The 16,585-nt window shown below is 66.7% G+C and carries 15 protein-coding genes; 8 read left to right on the top strand and 7 right to left on the bottom strand.

Features of this window, described 5'->3' with window-relative positions:
- Positions 1-56 precede the first annotated feature (56 nt).
- Together HWX03_RS33540 and HWX03_RS33535 are read left to right on the top strand one after the other, a co-directional pair.
- A complete protein-coding gene (locus HWX03_RS33540; RefSeq protein ID WP_006478831.1) occupies positions 57-311 on the top strand; it encodes a GlsB/YeaQ/YmgE family stress response membrane protein in 255 nt (84 codons plus the stop codon).
- A gap of 364 nt (positions 312-675) precedes the next feature.
- Positions 676-1,011: a type 1 fimbrial protein gene (locus HWX03_RS33535; protein WP_175821611.1), complete on the top strand. Its 336-nt coding sequence runs from the start codon at positions 676-678 to the stop codon at positions 1,009-1,011.
- Positions 1,012-1,036: 25 nt separating this feature from the next.
- Here the strand turns inward: HWX03_RS33535 and HWX03_RS33530 are convergent, their stop codons facing one another.
- The 3 genes from HWX03_RS33530 to HWX03_RS33520 all read right to left on the bottom strand — a co-directional run bounded on the left by HWX03_RS33530 (position 1,037) and on the right by HWX03_RS33520 (position 4,005).
- On the bottom strand, positions 1,037-1,909 hold the full coding sequence (locus HWX03_RS33530) for a LysR substrate-binding domain-containing protein (protein WP_174389283.1): 873 nt from the start codon (positions 1,907-1,909) through the stop codon (positions 1,037-1,039).
- A 106-nt stretch (positions 1,910-2,015) separates the two neighbouring features.
- Positions 2,016-2,915 carry a class A beta-lactamase gene (bla, locus tag HWX03_RS33525; protein WP_175874228.1) on the bottom strand — a complete coding sequence of 300 codons (900 nt, stop codon included), beginning with the start codon at positions 2,913-2,915 and terminating at the stop codon, positions 2,016-2,018.
- Between the two features lie 208 nt (positions 2,916-3,123).
- Entirely contained in the window at positions 3,124-4,005 is an 882-nt protein-coding gene (locus HWX03_RS33520) for a peptidoglycan DD-metalloendopeptidase family protein (protein ID WP_175874227.1), read from the bottom strand.
- A gap of 498 nt (positions 4,006-4,503) precedes the next feature.
- On the opposite strand from HWX03_RS33520, the gene HWX03_RS33515 reads away from it, so the two are divergent.
- The 3 genes from HWX03_RS33515 to HWX03_RS33505 all read left to right on the top strand — a co-directional run bounded on the left by HWX03_RS33515 (position 4,504) and on the right by HWX03_RS33505 (position 8,491).
- A complete protein-coding gene (locus HWX03_RS33515) occupies positions 4,504-5,400 on the top strand; it encodes a LysR substrate-binding domain-containing protein (RefSeq protein WP_174389281.1) in 897 nt (298 codons plus the stop codon).
- Between the two features lie 46 nt (positions 5,401-5,446).
- Positions 5,447-5,833, top strand: a complete 387-nt coding sequence (locus HWX03_RS33510) for an ester cyclase (RefSeq protein WP_175874226.1) — start codon at positions 5,447-5,449, stop codon at positions 5,831-5,833.
- 495 nt (positions 5,834-6,328) lie between these two features.
- A complete protein-coding gene (locus tag HWX03_RS33505; RefSeq protein WP_175874225.1) occupies positions 6,329-8,491 on the top strand; it encodes a hypothetical protein in 2,163 nt (720 codons plus the stop codon).
- 83 nt (positions 8,492-8,574) lie between these two features.
- Here the strand turns inward: HWX03_RS33505 and HWX03_RS33500 are convergent, their stop codons facing one another.
- Positions 8,575-9,315: a sulfite exporter TauE/SafE family protein gene (locus HWX03_RS33500; protein ID WP_175874224.1), complete on the bottom strand. Its 741-nt coding sequence runs from the start codon at positions 9,313-9,315 to the stop codon at positions 8,575-8,577.
- Between the two features lie 133 nt (positions 9,316-9,448).
- Positions 9,449-10,450, bottom strand: coding sequence for an aldo/keto reductase (locus HWX03_RS33495; RefSeq protein ID WP_175874223.1), 1,002 nt, complete (start codon positions 10,448-10,450; stop codon positions 9,449-9,451).
- A gap of 141 nt (positions 10,451-10,591) precedes the next feature.
- On the opposite strand from HWX03_RS33495, the gene HWX03_RS33490 reads away from it, so the two are divergent.
- Positions 10,592-11,503, top strand: coding sequence for a LysR family transcriptional regulator (locus tag HWX03_RS33490; protein ID WP_175874222.1), 912 nt, complete (start codon positions 10,592-10,594; stop codon positions 11,501-11,503).
- A gap of 46 nt (positions 11,504-11,549) precedes the next feature.
- On the opposite strand, the gene HWX03_RS33485 is transcribed toward HWX03_RS33490, so the two are convergent.
- On the bottom strand, positions 11,550-12,704 hold the full coding sequence (locus HWX03_RS33485) for a porin (protein WP_175821619.1): 1,155 nt from the start codon (positions 12,702-12,704) through the stop codon (positions 11,550-11,552).
- A 381-nt stretch (positions 12,705-13,085) separates the two neighbouring features.
- Between HWX03_RS33485 and HWX03_RS33480 the strand changes: the two genes are divergently transcribed.
- Together HWX03_RS33480 and HWX03_RS33475 are read left to right on the top strand one after the other, a co-directional pair.
- A complete protein-coding gene (locus tag HWX03_RS33480; RefSeq protein ID WP_175874221.1) occupies positions 13,086-14,183 on the top strand; it encodes an OpgC domain-containing protein in 1,098 nt (365 codons plus the stop codon).
- Positions 14,184-14,244: 61 nt separating this feature from the next.
- Positions 14,245-15,192: an alpha/beta hydrolase-fold protein gene (locus HWX03_RS33475; protein ID WP_175874220.1), complete on the top strand. Its 948-nt coding sequence runs from the start codon at positions 14,245-14,247 to the stop codon at positions 15,190-15,192.
- Positions 15,193-15,300: 108 nt separating this feature from the next.
- Here the strand turns inward: HWX03_RS33475 and HWX03_RS33470 are convergent, their stop codons facing one another.
- Positions 15,301-16,551: an MFS transporter gene (locus HWX03_RS33470; RefSeq protein ID WP_175874219.1), complete on the bottom strand. Its 1,251-nt coding sequence runs from the start codon at positions 16,549-16,551 to the stop codon at positions 15,301-15,303.
- Positions 16,552-16,585: the final 34 nt, after the last annotated feature.

Genomic DNA, 16,585 nt, shown 5'->3' with positions numbered 1-16,585 from the left:
GTGCACCGCACGGGTCAATTTCCTTTCGTCAACAGCACAGCAATAGGGAGGCGTTCATGCTGCAATTCATCGAAACCCTGGTCGTGGGGCTCATCGTCGGCCTCCTTGCCCGCGCGCTCAAGCCGGGCGACGACAAGATGGGCATCCTGATGACCGTCGTGCTCGGCGTCGTCGGCTCGCTGGTCGCCGGCTACGTCGGCCGCGCGGCCGGCTGGTATGCACCGGGCCAGGGCGCGGGCTGGATCGCGTCGATCATCGGTGCGATCGTGCTGCTCGTCGTGGTGGGTGCGATCCGCAAGCGCGCGGGCTGAACACCGCCCACCCCGCTCCAGCGCAAAACGGCCGCTCGTTACACACGAGCGGCCGTTTTCTTTTGGCGCATCGCCATTCTCAGGATCGCCGAATCGTTGAGCGCTCAACGATTCACCGGCGAATCCCACATCCATTGACGTGCCTCCTTCGAGCTTACGTCATCGGCAATACCCTGACTTGCGGCCACGCAAATTTGAGATAAATTGATTGAAGGAACACGGCGTCGTTTGCTCATCGCCGCTATTTCCGGTTTCTCACTCAAGAGGTTCGATGAAATTGCCGTTTACGCATACAGCACCGCAGCGTTGACGGACTGCCATTCGAGCGGCCTCGCTGCGACGCGCTTCCTCTCTGGAGCCTGTCATGAAGCATCGTCTGTTTGCCGCCTCGTTCGCCCTGGCTGCCTCGCTTCTGGCCTCGTCCTCGTCATTTGCCGCCGGCGCGTCCGGCATCATCCACTTCACCGGCATGATCGTCGAGCCGCCGTGCGCCTTCGCGCTCGATACGGCCGACGCCGCGCATGCACACGTGCGCCCCGACTGCCCGCGCCCGGCGAGCGGACAAGTCGCGTTCGTCGACGCGGCCAGCCTGCGCACGATCAAGACCACGACCTTTACGCAGGCCTCGCGCGCAATCGTTTTACCTGACCGTCCGGGCAACGCGCGCGCGCCGATGATCGCCGTCGTGACCTACCAGTAGAACCCGCTGCCGGAACCGCCGCGCGTCAGTCGCGGTGGCGCGCGATCCAGTCGCTGAACGCGCGGATCTTCTGCTGGCTGCCGAGGTTCTCGGGGTAGACGAAGAAGTAGCGTGCGCCCGTTTCGAGCACGATGTCGAACGGCCGTTCGAGCCGGCGCGCGCTGACGTCGTCGTCGACGAGCGTCACGTCGCCGATCGCGACGCCGAAGCCCTGCATCGCCGCGTTCGTCGCGAGATCGAGCGTGTCGAACGTCGGCCCGCGCGCGGGATCCACACTACGCTCGCCAGCATGGTCGAGCCATGCGCGCCAGTCGCGGTGGTCGCGCGTCGGATGCAGCAGCGTATGGCGTGCGAGATCGCCGACCGCGCCGAGCGGCGACGCCTGCCGCAACTCGGGCGCACAAACGGGCGTGAGCCGCTCGTCGAACAGCGGCAGCGCGACGACGCCCGGGCCCGGCGACGTCCCGTAGACGATCGCCGCATCGAACGGCTCGCTCGAGAAATCGACGACGTGCTGCCACGCGGTCGTGATCTGCACGTGCAGATCGGGATGTTCGCCCTGGAAGCGCATGATGCGCGGCAGCATCCACCGTATCACGCAGGTTGGCACCTTCAGCGCGAGATCGGTGCGTTGCCGCGTGAGCTTCATCGAGATGTCCTCGATTCGCGCGAAGCTCTCGTCGACCACCGGCAACAACTGCTCGCCTTCGGCCGTCAGCGTGAGGCCCTTCGCATGCCGCTTGAACAGCGGAAAACCGTAATGCGCCTCGAGCGTCTGGATCTGCCGGCTCACCGCGCCCTGCGTGATGCACAGCTGCTCGGCCGCGCGCGTGAAGCTGCGGTGGCGAGCCACCGTCGAGAAGATCTGCAGCGCGTGCAGGGGCGGAAGTCGGCGCATGGCGAACGGGAAACGGAAAACGACGCGGAAGGACCGCACGCCGACGCCGGCGCGCGCTGATCGACACGATAAGCCAAACGCCGGCTTCGCGCGAGACGCCGCAGGTTCAGGCCGTCGCGGTGAGCGCGCCCGCCGCGATGCGCGCCGCCGCTGCGACGACATCCGCGCGCGCCGCGGCAGCGGCCTCCGGCTGCGTGAACGACACGGCCATCACGATCGGCGCGCGCGACGGCGGCCACAGCACCGCGATGTCGGTCGTCGTGCCGTAGCCGCCGGTGCCGGCCTTGTCGGCGACGCGCCAGCCGGGCGGTACGCCCGCCGCGATGCCGGTCGCCCCGCGTGCGCCGCCGACCATCCATTCCGTCAGTTGCGCGCGCTGCGGCTCGCGCAGCGCGTCGCCGAGCAGCAGCCGCTGCAGCGTGTCGACCATCGCGACCGGCGTCGACGTGTCGCGCTCGTCGCCGGGCGCGGCCTTGTTCAGTTCGGGCTCCCAGTGATCGAGGCGGAAGGTGGTGTCGCCGCTTTCGCGCGCGAACGCCGTGACGGCCTGCGGGCCGCCGAGCACGCCCATCAGCAGGTTGCCCGCACCCTTGTCGCCCGACTGCAGCATCGCCGCGCACAGTTGCGCGATCGTCATGCCGGTGTCGACGTGGCTCTCCGTAATCGGCGAGCCGGACACGATTTCATAACGGCGATACAGGATGCGGCGCGGCAGCAGCGATGCGTCGAGCGAGCCGCGCGCGAGCATCGCGGCGGCCGCCATGACCGCATACGTGCCGCACAGCGGGAAGCGCTCGCGCGCATGGTGCGCGATGCGCACGCCGTTCGACGTATCGAGCGCGGCGACGCCGAGCCGCCCGTTCGAGGCTTTTTCGAGCGCGGCGAGTTCGGCTTGTGCGGTGTGGGCGCGCCCCTGGTCGGCGACCGGCGCGGACGTGCATGCGGCAACGAACGGCGCGGCAACGGCGGCAAGCAACAGCGAGCGGCGTGTCGGAGAGTGTTCCATGAATGAGATCTGTTCTGTCGGAAACGGTGGCGCGAAGCAACGCGGCCGCGCATCGGCGACGCGCGACCATTCACGCCGACGGCCGGCCCGCGACGGCATTCGCCGCGCTTCCCCGAAAGACGCCCGTCGGCCCCGCGCGATGGCGGGATTCGCATGAACACCTAGCGTAGCAGCGACCGCCGTCGCATTCCAGCGAAACGCCCCTGCTTCACCCTTGCGACGAAGGCAGGTACGGCATCGGATTCACCGGCTTGCCGTCGCGTCGCACCTCGAACAGCAGCGCGACGCGCGAGTTGTCGAGGTCGCCCATCTCGGCGATCGCATCGCCCTGATGCACGATGTCGCCCGTCTTCACGAGCAGCTTGCGGTTGTGCGCATAGGCAGTCAGGAAATCCGCGTTGTGCTGGACGATGATCAGGCTGCCGTAATCGTTCAGGCCGGTGCCCGCATACATCACGCGGCCGTCGGCCGCGGCGCGAACCGGGTCGCCCGGCCGGCCGGCGATCTGGATGCCGCGGTTCTGCCCCGGCCGGAACCCTTCGACGATCTTGCCGTTTGCGGGCCACTTGAGCGCGACGCCGCCCGCATGGCGCCTGGTTTCCTTGACGACCTGGCGATCGCTCGCGGTCGATGCGGCGGCTTGCGAAGTGACTTGTGAAGCGGCCTGTGAACCGGCCTGCGCAGTGGCCTGATCACCCGCCGCGCCATTGCTCGCGACGGCCTGCGTGCCGGCCGCGCCCGCAGGCGGCAGCGGCTGCTGTTTGACGATGCGCAGCACCTGCCCCATGCGCAGCCTGCCGTTGCCGGTCAGCTTGTTCCAGGTGCGCAAGTCGGCCACGCTGCACTCGTTCGCGGAGGCGATGCCCGTCAGCGTGTCGCCGCGTTTCACGACGTACTTCTGCGCGACGAGAATCGGCGCGGGCGGCATGGCGGCGGCCGCCGGCGCGGCAGGCGGCCTCGAATCGGAAGGCTGCCCCGCCAGCGTGTCGCTCGGCGGAACGGACTGCGGACTTGCACAACCGGCCATGACGAGCACGGCGGCCAGGCCCGACAGCCACGCCGCCTTGCGGTGAATCTCGCGCGTTTTCATGGACGATCCGACTCCGGTTTGACAATCTTTCAAGCATCTCAAAAACGGAACGGCCGACGTGTAACCGGATGCAAACAATGATGACAAACGATCACGGACCGGATGCCGGCCGGCATTCGCTACCGGTAATACGGTCCGATCCGGAAAAACTTGATGGTCTTTTCGCAGAAAAGCGGAAGAATTTTCGTCGCAAAAAACTATGACCGGCTTGTTTCAATAGGCGCGAGCCACGCCGTTCACCGCAACCATGCGACGAATTCGGCACCGGCCCATGCGACGCCGATGCACAGGAACAGCAGATGCAGCGCGATCTTGAACGACACACTCCAGGACGAATCGATCTGCATGACAGGCTCCCGGTTGACGTGCGTCCATCATCGGCCATCGATCGCACCCCGAAAATGCGGAAGCGGCGAACCGGGTCTCAGGCTGCCCCTGAGACCGGCGCGGCGGTTCCTGCTAACTTATCGGCCATTCCCACCCATCGCTTCGCCCATCATGCGCTTCGACCTGACCGACCTGCGGCTCTTCCTGAACATCTGCGAAGCCGGCACGATCACGAGCGGCGCCGAACGGACGCACATCACGCTGCAGGCGGCGAGCGAACGCATTCGCGGGATGGAGGACGAACTCGGCGTGCCGCTGCTGCACCGGACCAAGTCGGGCGCGCAGGCAACCGATGCGGGCCGCGCGCTCGAACACCACGCGCGCACCGTGTTGCAGCAGATCGACCACATGCGCGGCGAACTGCAGCAATACGGCCAGGGGTTGCGCGGCCATATCCGGCTGCTGTGCAACACCGCGTCGCTGAGCGAATACCTGCCGGACGCGCTGGCCGATTACCTGCCGCGCCATCCGAAGCTGTCGATCAGCGTCGAGGAACGCTCGAGCCAGGAGATCGTGCATGCGATCCGCAACAAGACGGCCGAGGTCGGCATCGTCGCCGATTCGGTCGGGCTCGGCGGGCTCGAACAGAAGCCGTTCCGCGAAGACTGGCTGATCGTCGTCGTGCCGGCCGCGCATCCGCTCGCGTCGCACGACAAGGTCGCGTTCGACGACATCGCCGGCGAAGACTTCATCGGCCTCACCGACGGCAGCGCGCTGCAGGTGCATCTCGCCGACCAGGCGCGCGCGCTCGGCAAGCGGATCCGCTATCGCGTGCAGTTGAAGAGCTTCGACGCGATCTGCCGCGTGATCGCGAGCGGCGTGGGCATCGGCATCGTGTCGCGGCATGCGGCCGAGCGCGCGATGCAGACGATGGACGTACGGCTCGTCGAACTGTCCGATCCGTGGAGCCATCGAAAACTGACGCTGTGCGCGCGGTCGTTCGACGCGCTGCCGAAGTACACGCGCGAGTTCGTCGCGTTCTTGTCGGGCGACGCACCGCCGCGATGACGCGCGCCGCACTCGACTCGCCCCATCGACATACGGAGACATGCCCATGACCGATACCGACCTCGCCACCCGCTATCGCGCGTATATCGACTGCCTGAACCGGCAGGACTGGACGACGCTCGGCGAGTACGTGTCCGACGACGTGATCCACAACGACCGGCCACTCGGCCTCGCCGGTTACCGCGCGATGCTGGAACAGGACTTCCGCGACATTCCCGATCTGCGCTTCGAGATCCGGCTGCTCATGTGCGAGCCGCCGCGTGTCGCGTGCCGCCTCCGCTTTGCGTGTGCGCCGAAAGGGACGTTCATGGGGCTCGCCGTCGACGGCCGCAAGGTCACGTTCGCGGAGAACGTGTTCTATGAGTTTCACGAAGGCAAGATCCGCCAGGTGTGGTCGGTGATCGACAAGGCGGCGATCGAGAAGCAGCTTTGAATGTCGACGAACCGGCGGGTCGTTGCTCGCGGTGGCCGGTGGCGGTTCGATGCACGTCGATTCTTATGGATAACGTTTTCTCTCGCCATGCATCGAGCACCCGTTTCGATGCCATGCGCCCGCCCGCCGCGTCAAAGCCGATCTCTCTCACGCGATGAACACTCTATCATCAGAAAAAATCCCGATGATTTCCGCATAATTCCGATTCCCCTCCCGCACCCTCCGCTCTCGCCATTCGGGTTTCTACCGGCTCATCCGATGTGAAAGTTCATTGACATCACGCCGCTCGATGCCTAAATTTGGAAAACGTTTTCCATCGCTCGAGCGCGACGCCGGTCATGGCCCGCGCAGGGGGAACGTTTGCCCGCTCGATTTGTGATTCAGGCCGACCGTCTTCAGGGAACAGGTTGCAAGGCGGAGGCCGGGTACGGGCCTCGAGCGCGGCGTCGGCCACACGTGCCCGTCCTTCACCACTATTCAAAAATCGGAGACACCATGCATCCCCGCAGCAGATTCGCGCTCGGCGCCGCGCTCAGCGCCCTTTCCGTCGTGCTCGTCAGCGCATGCGGCGGCAACGACGTGACCAACACGCCGCCGTCGCCCCCTTCGTCCACCCCGCCCGCGCTCGCATCGAACTCGCTGCAGGCGCTCGTCTATGGCGCGCCCGACACCAGCGTGCCGGCCGGCGCGAACATCCCGGTCACGATGATGGGCCAGATGCGCGCGCTGTTCGACCTGATCCGGAAATCGCCCGATTTCACGCAGGTCGTGATGGATCTCGGCGACGGCACGCCCGTCCACGTGCTCGACACGAATACCGGCGACAAATTCCTGCCCGGCAAGCTCGCGCTCGGCCTGTCGTACATCCTGATCGACATGAAGTCGAAGAACGACCCGCAATACGCGAGCTACCTCGCGACGTACCAGACGATCACGACCGCGATGATGGCGCAGTCGGGCAGCAACTACACGTATGCGAACACGTCGTGGGGCGAGTACTACTACCTCGTCGCGCTGAACAACCTGAAGGCGCACGGGATGCTCAACGAAGTCTTCAGCGACGCGATGCTCGCGACGCTGCAGCAGCGGCTCACCTTCTGCGACATGTTCGGCCCCGATGCGAGCGGCAAGACCACGACGTGCCCGGCCGCCGGCACGCCGATCGACATCGCGTCGCTCAACACCGCGCAGAACTACTATGCGGTGTCCTACGGAATTGCCGGGCTGCGCCAGAAGCTCGGCTGGAGCAGCCCGTCGTTCGCGTCGAAGACCGATCCGGCGGTCGCGACGATGGGCGCGCGCGACGCGCTGCTGTACACGCTGACGAACCACATCCGCAACGACTCGTCGGGCGGATTCTCCGACGAAGCGTCGAACACGCACCCGACCTACTACGACCAGGCGCGCTTCGACCGCTACAGCACGCTGCTGATCGGCGAAGTGGTCGAGCGCACGTTCGAGATGGGCAACGAAGCGAATCTCACGCCGGAGCTGAAGGGCTATCTGCGCAAGTCGGTCGACCTGATCCTGCCGCAGCTGAACACCGACGGCCAGGGCTTCAACTACGGCCGCTCGATCGGCCCGTACGGCGATTCCGCGTTCATGGAGGTGCTGACGGCCGCGGCCAATGCCGGCGTGCTGACCGATCGCGAGAAGCAGGTTGCGTATGCGTTCATCTACCAGGCCGCGCGTCGTTTCGACACGTACTGGTACGACCCGTCGCTGCCGACGCCGTCGGTGAACATGTGGGTCAAGGGCCGCGGCACCGACACGTATCGCGGCAAGCCGCGCGTGATGGGCGAGAACTTCAGCCTGCTGCACCAGTACCTGTACGTGAACGCGTGGTGGAACAAGCTCGGCTTCGGCGGCCAGGCGCCGATGGCCGACGCGGACTACCGCGCGTGGCTCGACGCGCTGCCGCGCTACACGCTCACCTGGTACAACCAGCCGGGCGACGCCGCGCATCCGTACAGCGCCGCGCTGCTCACCGTGCGCGACGGCCGGCGCGTGATCAACCTGAACCTCAGCCAGGCGCCCGACTACAACGCGTACACGCCGTATTACCCGGTGCCGTTCTCCGACAAGCTGATCTACGGCACGACCGACCTCGGCTATGCGCTGCTGCTCCCGCAGGTGACGTACAACGCGAAAACCTACATTCCCGTCACGTATTACAAGAACCTGAACGTCCAGCAAGGCAACGGCCAGGTGATCGTGTCGTTCGATACGACGAAGTTCCGGCTCGCGTCGAAGAACGCCGCCTACACGACGGATCTCGACCTGCAGGTGCACACGGTGCTGACGTTCGCGCACGGCACGGTCTCGCGCAGCGATACGCTGAGTTCGGGCACGCTCGCGGGCAACCTCGCGGTCGAGACGGACTTCACGTCGTTCGCGGATTTCGCGTCGACGCAGGCCAATGGGGACGGCGTGTCGGTGACGTACGCGAACAGCGCCGCGACCGGCTATGCGGCATCCGGGTTCGACACCTGCGCGCTGTCCGCCTTCGACACGGCAAACGGCACGACGAATCCGCTGTCGACGACGCCGGTCGGGCAGTTGCATTCGAACTTCGCCTGCACGACGAAGCCGTTTGCGCTCGGCGCGGGCGCGACCCGCACGGTCGGGTGGACGCTGAGGTACGCCGATCCGGCGTGAGCGGAGCAAGCACCACCACGTGACCGATCCCGAAGCCGGTTGCCGAAACCGGCTTCGGGATCATTCAGCGCCCGGGCGCGCGTTCACCACCACCCCGACCCCGCCATATACGCGCCGAGCGCAATCAGCCCGACGAAGAAGCAGCGCTTGAACATCTTCTCGCTCATCACGCGCCGCGCATATTGCCCGCCGGCCATCCCCGCCAGCGCGGGCACGAGCGCGAGCGCCGACACGCCGAGATCGACCGTCTGCAGTGCGCCCGTCACGCGCAACTGCAGGCCGAGCACGATCGTCGATGCGGTGAACGACAGCCCGAGCGCCTGGATCAGATCGTCCTTCGACAGCCGCAACGCCTGCAGGTACGGCACGGCCGGTACGACGAACACGCCGGTCGCGGCCGTCACGACGCCCGTCAGGTAGCCGACCACGGCCGACAGCCATTTTTCATGGCGCCCCGGCGCGGGCAGCCGCGCCGCCGCCAGCCCCCACAGCCCGTACAGCACCAGCACGACGCCGAGCGCCGCGTGCGTCCACGTGCTGCCGGCCGCGAGCGCCGGCAACCCGCCCGTCAGCGTGCCGACCGTCAGGCCGGCGAGCAGCGGCCACAGCCGGCGCAGCAGCGCGCCGAACGACGGGCCGAGCCCCAACTGCCACACGTTGGTGATGAACGACGGCACGAGCAGCAGGCTCGCCGCGGCCGACGGCGGCATCGCGAGCGTCAGCAGCCCCATCGCGATCGTCGGCAGCCCGAGCCCGATCATGCCCTTGACTGCGCCGGCCAGCAGGAACACCAGCACGATGATCGTCAGCGTATGAATTGGCATGGCAGGCATTCCGTCCGTTGAGTACGGCGCCGATAGTGCCTGCCCGCCATGCCGCCCGCCATCTGGCTTTGCCTGAGGCTGGCTCGGGCCCGCCGGCCGGGCCTTTCGGGCCCCGTCGATCCGGCCCCATGAATCACCCCCGGCCCTGCTCGCTGTCGAGGTGCGCCATCTGCGCGGCCGGATAACGGTCGCCGGCAGCCGCCCCGGCGGGAACCGCCGCTTCGATGCGCTCGAGATCATCGACCGTTAGTTGCAATTCAGTCGCCAGCAAACCGTCCTGCAATTGCGTGCGCTTGCGCGCGCCGACCAGCGGCACGATGTCGGCGCCGCGCGACAGCACCCACGCGGTCGCGACCTGCGCCGGATTGCTGCCCTTCTCGTCGGCGATCGTGCGCAGCGCATCGACCAGCGCGAGGTTGTGCTCGAGGTTCTCGCCCTGGAAACGCGGGCTGGCCGCGCGGAAATCGCGCTCGCCGTGCCGCGCAGCGCTCCAGCCGCCGCCGAGCAACCCGCGCGACAGCACGCCGTACGCCGTCACACCGATCCCGAGTTCGCGGCACGCAGGCAGGATGTCGGCCTCGATCCCGCGCGACAGCAACGAGTATTCGATCTGCAGATCGGCGATCGGCGCGACGGCGGCCGCGCGGCGGATCGTGTCCGCACCGGCTTCCGACAGCCCGATATGGCGCACGTAGCCGGCCTTCACGAGATCGGCGATCGCGCCGACCGTCTCCTCGATCGGCACCGCCGGATCGACGCGCGCCGGCCGGTAGATGTCGATATGGTCGGTGCCGAGCCGCTTCAGCGAATACGCGACGAAGTTCCGGATCGCCGCAGGCCGCGCGTCGTAGCCGACAAACCCGCCGGCCGGGTCGCGCAGCGCGCCGAATTTCACGCTGATCAGCACCTGGTCGCGCGCCCGGCCGCGCAGCGCGTCGCGGATCAGCATTTCGTTGTCGCCCATGCCGTAGAAGTCGCCGGTATCGAGCAGCGTGATCCCATGGTCGAGCGCCGCGTGCAGCGTCGCGATGCTTTCGTCGCGATCCGCCGGCCCGTAGAAATCCGACATCCCCATGCAGCCGAGTGCGATCGCCGATACCTGCGGGCCGGTGCGGCCCAGTTGACGCTTGTCCATGTCCGTGTCCTTGCGGTGGTAACTGAATAAACCGGATTCTGAACGCATCGCGGCGCGCGATAAACGCGAAACCCCCAACCAATTCATTCAACGGTGAATAACAATGGAGCCTGTTCCAATCCGCCACGCTCCCGCCCCCGCATGGACCACCTGCAAGCAATGCGCATCTTCGCGCGCGTCGCCCATCTCGGCAGCTTCACGAAAGCGGCCGAGCAACTCCAGCTGCCGCGCCCGACGGTCAGCAACGCCGTCCAGTATCTGGAAAAGCACCTGAAGATCCGCCTGCTGCAACGCACGACGCGGCGCGTCGCGCTGACCGCCGAGGGCACGACCTACTACGAGCGCTGCGTGCGGTTACTGGCCGATCTCGACGACGTGGAAACGCTGTTCGAGGATGCCGGCGCGTCGCCGCGCGGCGTGATCCGCGTCGACTTGCCCGAACGTTTCGCGCTGAACCAGGTGATTCCGGCGCTGCCGGATTTTCACGCGCGCTACCCCGACCTGCGTGTCGTGATCAGCACGACCGACCGCTTCGTCGATCTCGTCGCGGACGGCATCGACTGCGCGGTGCGGGTCGGCGTGCTGTCCGACACGTCGCTGGTCGCGCGGCGCGTCGGCGAGATGGCCCAGATCAACTGCGCGTCGCCCGCCTATCTCGCGCGCCACGGCACGCCGCGCTCGCCGGACGAGCTGCCGGACCACGTCGCGGTCGGTTATTTCTCGAGCCGCACGGGCCGCGAGCTGGACTGGGAATATGCGGACATGGATTCGGGCGAGATGCACACGGTGAAGATGCACAGCGTCGTATCGGTCAACAGCTCGCAGGCGTATCTCGCGTGCTGCCTCGCGGGCCTCGGGCTGATCCAGGCGCCGCGCGACGGGCTCGCGCCGCAGCTCGCCGACGGCTCGCTGGTCGAGGTGCTGCCGGAATGGAATGCCGGGCCGTTGCCGGTGTCGGTGGTGTTTCCGACCGGCCGGCATCTCGCGCCGCGCGTGCGGATCTTCGTCGACTGGCTCGCGGAAACGCTCGGCGGCCCGCACCGGGCAGACTGACGACGGCCGTGCCGGGGCCCTTCTTCGCCCCGGCGCCGGCGCCCGGTCAGAACTTGTGGCGGATCGCCGCGCGCACCGAGAACTGGTTCGACGACGCCGACGGGCCGTCCGTCCCGACGACGTAGCCGCCGTCGGCTGCCGTGCCCGTCTTGTCGCCGCCCACCTTCTGCCACGCACCCTGCAGATACACGTCGGTGCGCTTCGACAGGCTGTAGTCGGCCATCAGGCCAACCGTGTGGTACTTCGGCTTGAACGAACCGGCCGCGGCATCGTACTTGCCGTCCGTGTACACGTACTGCGCGCCGAGGTAGAAATCGGGCGTGAGCTGGTACTTGCCGTTGATCTCGAAGTTCTGGAACTTCGTCGCGGTCAGCCCGAGGCCGGCGAACGTCGACGCCGGCAGGTAGACCGTCGACACCGGGTTCTTCATGTCGGTCTTCGTATAGACGACGCCGACCGTGGCCGGGCCGAACGTATAGTTGACCCCGCCGCCGAAGATGCGCAGCCGATCGGCGACGAAGTTCGCGTCGTCGGCCGCGATCGCGCCCGCGCTACCGACGCCCGGGTTGTTCGCCTGCAGGTACGCGGCCGCGACCTGCAGCCCGGCCAGCGAATACTGCGCGCCGATGCTGTACTGGCGGTTGTTCGAGAAGCCCGTGCTGTTGCTGAAGCTGTACGTGCCGCCGAACGACAGGCCGTTCCAGTCGGGGCTCGCGTACTTGACCGTGTTGTTGACGCGGAACGAGTTGTCCGTGTTGTCGTTGTCGAACGGGTGCGAGAACAGCGTGCCGCCCCAGTTACCGTTCGCGGTCAGCGGCGCGAGATAGTCGACGACGGAATCGTACTGGCGGCCGAACGTCAGCGTGCCGAAGCGCGATTCGGAAAGCCCGACGAACGCCTGACGGCCGAACATGCGGCCGCCCTGGCCGAGCCGGCCGTTGTTCACGTCGAAGCCGTTTTCCAGCGTGAAGATCGCCTTCAGCCCGCCGCCGAGATCCTCGCTGCCCTTCAGGCCCCACCGGCTGCCCTGCGCATAACCGCTCGCGAGCTGGTAATTCGTCTTTCCGACCCCATTGACGTTGACGTTGTTCGTGTAATTGAAGCCTTCGTCGATCAGGCCGTACAGCGTCACGCTGTTCTCGGCAAAGGCCGGCGCGGCGAACGCAGCGAGCGCGGCGACAAAAATGACGTGCTTCTTCATGACGGATCTCCGGAGCCGAGGGCCGGGCGGGCCGAACGCCCGGCGAATGTTTGAGCTGTTGTATGTGTGGCCCGCAGGGCGGACGACGCGGTGTGCGGCCGCGTGAGGACAAAATGGTGTCACGACGCAAACCGTCCGTCCATCGGGTGCCGAGCATCGCGCGCAAAGCGTTGCGCTCGTCCAACTGCCCCGTTGCGCGGACGGCCTGAGCGGGCTTATCGGCAGCGGCCGGCAGGCCCGCCATCCGCGTAAACCCGACAGGCGTCGCATCGGTGGCACAATGCGCATCCGTTCGCCATTTCTCCACGAAGTCATGCTTCCCCCCGATTCATGCGCGGCGCGTGCCGGCCGTGCCCGCGGCCCGCGCCGGAAGGCGCGCCGATGACCGCGCCGGCCCGGGCCGGCCGCTACGCCGAGCTCGATTTCTTCCGCGGCCTCGTGCTGCTCGTCATCGTCGTCGACCACATCGGCGGCAGCATCCTGTCGCGCGTCACGCTGCACGCGTACGCGCTGTGCGACGCGGCCGAGGTGTTCGTGTTCCTCGGCGGCTTCGCGACCGCCATTGCGTACAACTCGCTCGCCGAGCGGCACGACGAGGCCGCCGCGCGCCAGCGTTTCATCCGGCGCGCGTTCGAGATCTACCGCGCGTTCCTCGTGACGGCCGGCCTGATGCTGCTGATCACCGCCGCGCTGAATGCGTTCGCGATCGACGGCCCGAACATGCCGACCAACGATCTCGACGGGCTGCTGCACAAGCCGCTCGCCGCGCTGCGCGACATCCTGCTGTTCCGCCGCCAGCCGTACCTTGCGTCGGTGCTGCCGATGTACGCGTTCTTCGCGCTGCTCGTCCCGCTCGCGCTGCCGCTCGCGCGCACGCAGCCGTGGCTGATGCTCGCGTTCAGCGGATCGCTGTGGTACGCGGCGCCGCACGTCGCGCGCTTTCTGCCGACCGTCGAAGGCGCACCGTGGGATTTCAATCCGTTCGCGTGGCAGTTCCTGTTCGTGCTCGGCGTGATCGCACGCTGCCAGCCCGTCTACCAGACGCTCGCGCCGAAGCCGCAGGGCTGGCTCCTGACGGCCGCGTCGCTCGCGATCGTCGCGGCCGGCGCGTACTACCGGCTGCGCATCGAGCCGTTCCCGACCGATCCGTCGATCAAGCAGAACCTCGGCGCGCTGCGGCTCGTGAACTTCCTCGCGATCGCGTGGCTCGCCGCCAAGCTCGTGCACCTGGGCTGGATGAAGAAGGTCGCGCACACGATGCCGTGGATCGGCACGATCGGCCGGCAGGGATTGCTGTGCTTCGTCGCGGGCACCGGCATCTCGCTCGCGGTCGATTCGCTGCTCTACCAGGCGACCGAAGGCTATCTCGACGTGCCGCTCGGCCTGACCGCCGACGCCGTCGCGATCGGGCTGCTGTATCTCGTCGCCAAACTCTACGGGCCGCTCGTCGCGCGGCTGCCGTTCCGTTCGCGGCCATGACGCGCCGCGCCGTCATGCGCCGCTGCTACGATAGCCGGCGCCTCTCCTGAAACGATTCGCCATGCGCCGACTCGCCCTTCCGTTCGCCCTCGCCCTGATCGCCGGCGCCATCGCCACCGCCCATGCCACGCCGCCGTCGGCCGCGCCTGCTCCCGCGCCGGCGGCATCGCCCGCGCCGCCGGCCGTCCAGACCGCGACGACGCCGTCGGCCGCGCAGGAGCCGTCCGTCAATCCGGGCAGCAGCGTCGTGCTGCGCACGTTCCGGTCGGCGTCGCTGAAGCGCGACTGGTCGTACACGGTCTATCTGCCGCCCGGCTACAACCCGGAAGGTGCGCGCTACCCGGTGATGTACCTGCTGCACGGCAACGCGGGCAACGCGAACGACTGGGTCACGCAGGGCCGGCTGCAGGCCACTGCCGACACGCTGATCGAGCGCCACGACATCCCGCCCGTCGTGATCGTGATGCCGCAGGGCGGCACCGACTGGTACGTCGATCGCAAGGAGAAGATGCAGAGTGCGTTCCTCAACGACCTGCTGCCCGAAGTCGAAGCGCACTTCGCGGTGTCGAACCAGCGCGCGGGCCGCGCGATCGGCGGCGTGTCGATGGGCGGCTTCGGCGCGCTGCGCTTCTCGCTGCTCGAGCCGGGGCTGTTCTGCGGCGCGATGCTGCTGAGCCCCGCGATCTATGCGAACGAGCCGCCGCTCAATTCCGCCGCGCGCTACGTCGGCGTGTTCGGCGACCGGCAGTTCGATTCGCGCGTGTGGCATGAGCTGAACTACCCGGCGCTGCTGCGCGGCTATTTCGCGCGCAGCTGGCGCGTGCCGATGTTCATCGCGGCCGGCGACGACGACCTGACGATCCAGGCGGAATCGAGCGTGCTGTACACGCACCTGCGCCGGGCGCAGAACCCGGCCGAGCTGCGCATCGTCGACGGCGGGCATACGTGGGACGTCTGGCGCGGGTTGCTCGGGCAGGGGTTGAAGTATGCGCTGGAGTGCGTGAAGTGATGGCTGGCGGGCGTTCCGTGCAACATCAATCCAGCGGGGCCCTGCCGGGGAGCGGAACCAACGCCCGGCCCGATACCGTCCTGAAGACAGATACTGCATCGCCACGACTTACCGCGGCGAAACATTCTCATTGTCAGGCTGCTTGCGGCCTTCCTGCGGGTATGCACGCCTGAACACCGCGTAAGCCCCCACGGCGAGCCCGATCGAACCAGCGCCGACGAACGTCGACTCGATGCCTATGTGCTGGGCGACCCACGATCCTGCGATCGGCCCGACGACCAACGCCGTGAGTTGCAGGCTACGTGCCGACGTGGAAATGACGCCGAGCGCCTCCCGCGGCGCGTTCCTCTGCAACGTGATCGAATAGGACATTACCCCGCCACCGTAGCAAAAGCCGTTGATCACCCATAACAGGCAAAGCGCGCCAAGGTTCAATGTCGGCAGGGTGAGCGCCAGCGCGCCGGCTGCTACCACGGTTGTACTGAATCCCGCGAGGAATATCGGCATCGATTTGCTTACGCTGACGCGCGCAAGCACCTTTTTCAGGACGATTGCACAGCTGACCGCCCCGACGGCCGTACAACTGACGATGGTTCCGAACGCGCTGGACGGCAAGCCGTGATCACGCAGTAATACAACGACGATCGAGTCGTACAGACCCAGGATCGTCGAGAACGTCAACATCAGTCCCAGTGCGGAAGCCAAGGCGGGACGCTCCGAGAGCAGATGACGAACCAGCGTGAAATCAAGGAATCGACGCCGTGTCTTCGCATCAGGGCTTCTCCATCCGACGACCCGTGCCACACCGCACGCACATCCCATCGAAAAAACGGCCAGCATGCCCGTTAATGCAAATCCACCACGGGAATGGAGGACCAGCGACAATCCTGCTCCGAGCAACGGCGAGAGAATCTTCGTGCATTGATCGACGACCGATGTCAGCGTGACGGTCGACACAATTTGATCGTCCGATAGCAGTCGCCGTATCACGATCTGCTCCGCCGGGACCGTGCCGAGATTGCTGATGCCCTTCACCAGAACCCATGCAATGAACATCGTTTCGTTCGGTGCAAATGCGAGTCCCAGCGAGGTCACGAAGCGGGCAGTCGCACTCGACAGCATGATCAGCGCCGGAGACTTTCTATCTGCCAGCGCGCCGATGAACGGACCGGCCAAAAGCCCTGGCAAGCCGTACAACGCTGCGGCCAACCCGAGTGTTCCGGGACTTGCGTGATAGCTGAACGACAGCAGAGAAAAAATCAGCGTGAAATCAACCCAGATGGCAATGGAGTTGGCGATCCGTCCAAAAAAGAACGACGGATATCCGCGAACCGAAAATAAAGCGATCGTCGATTGCATCGCACCGCCCTTACCTGGGATTGAGCTTCATATA

Source organism: Burkholderia sp. BCC0397, assembly GCF_902832865.1.
Lineage (GTDB): Bacteria > Pseudomonadota > Gammaproteobacteria > Burkholderiales > Burkholderiaceae > Burkholderia.
This window is presented reverse-complemented; position numbering and strand designations above follow the sequence as displayed.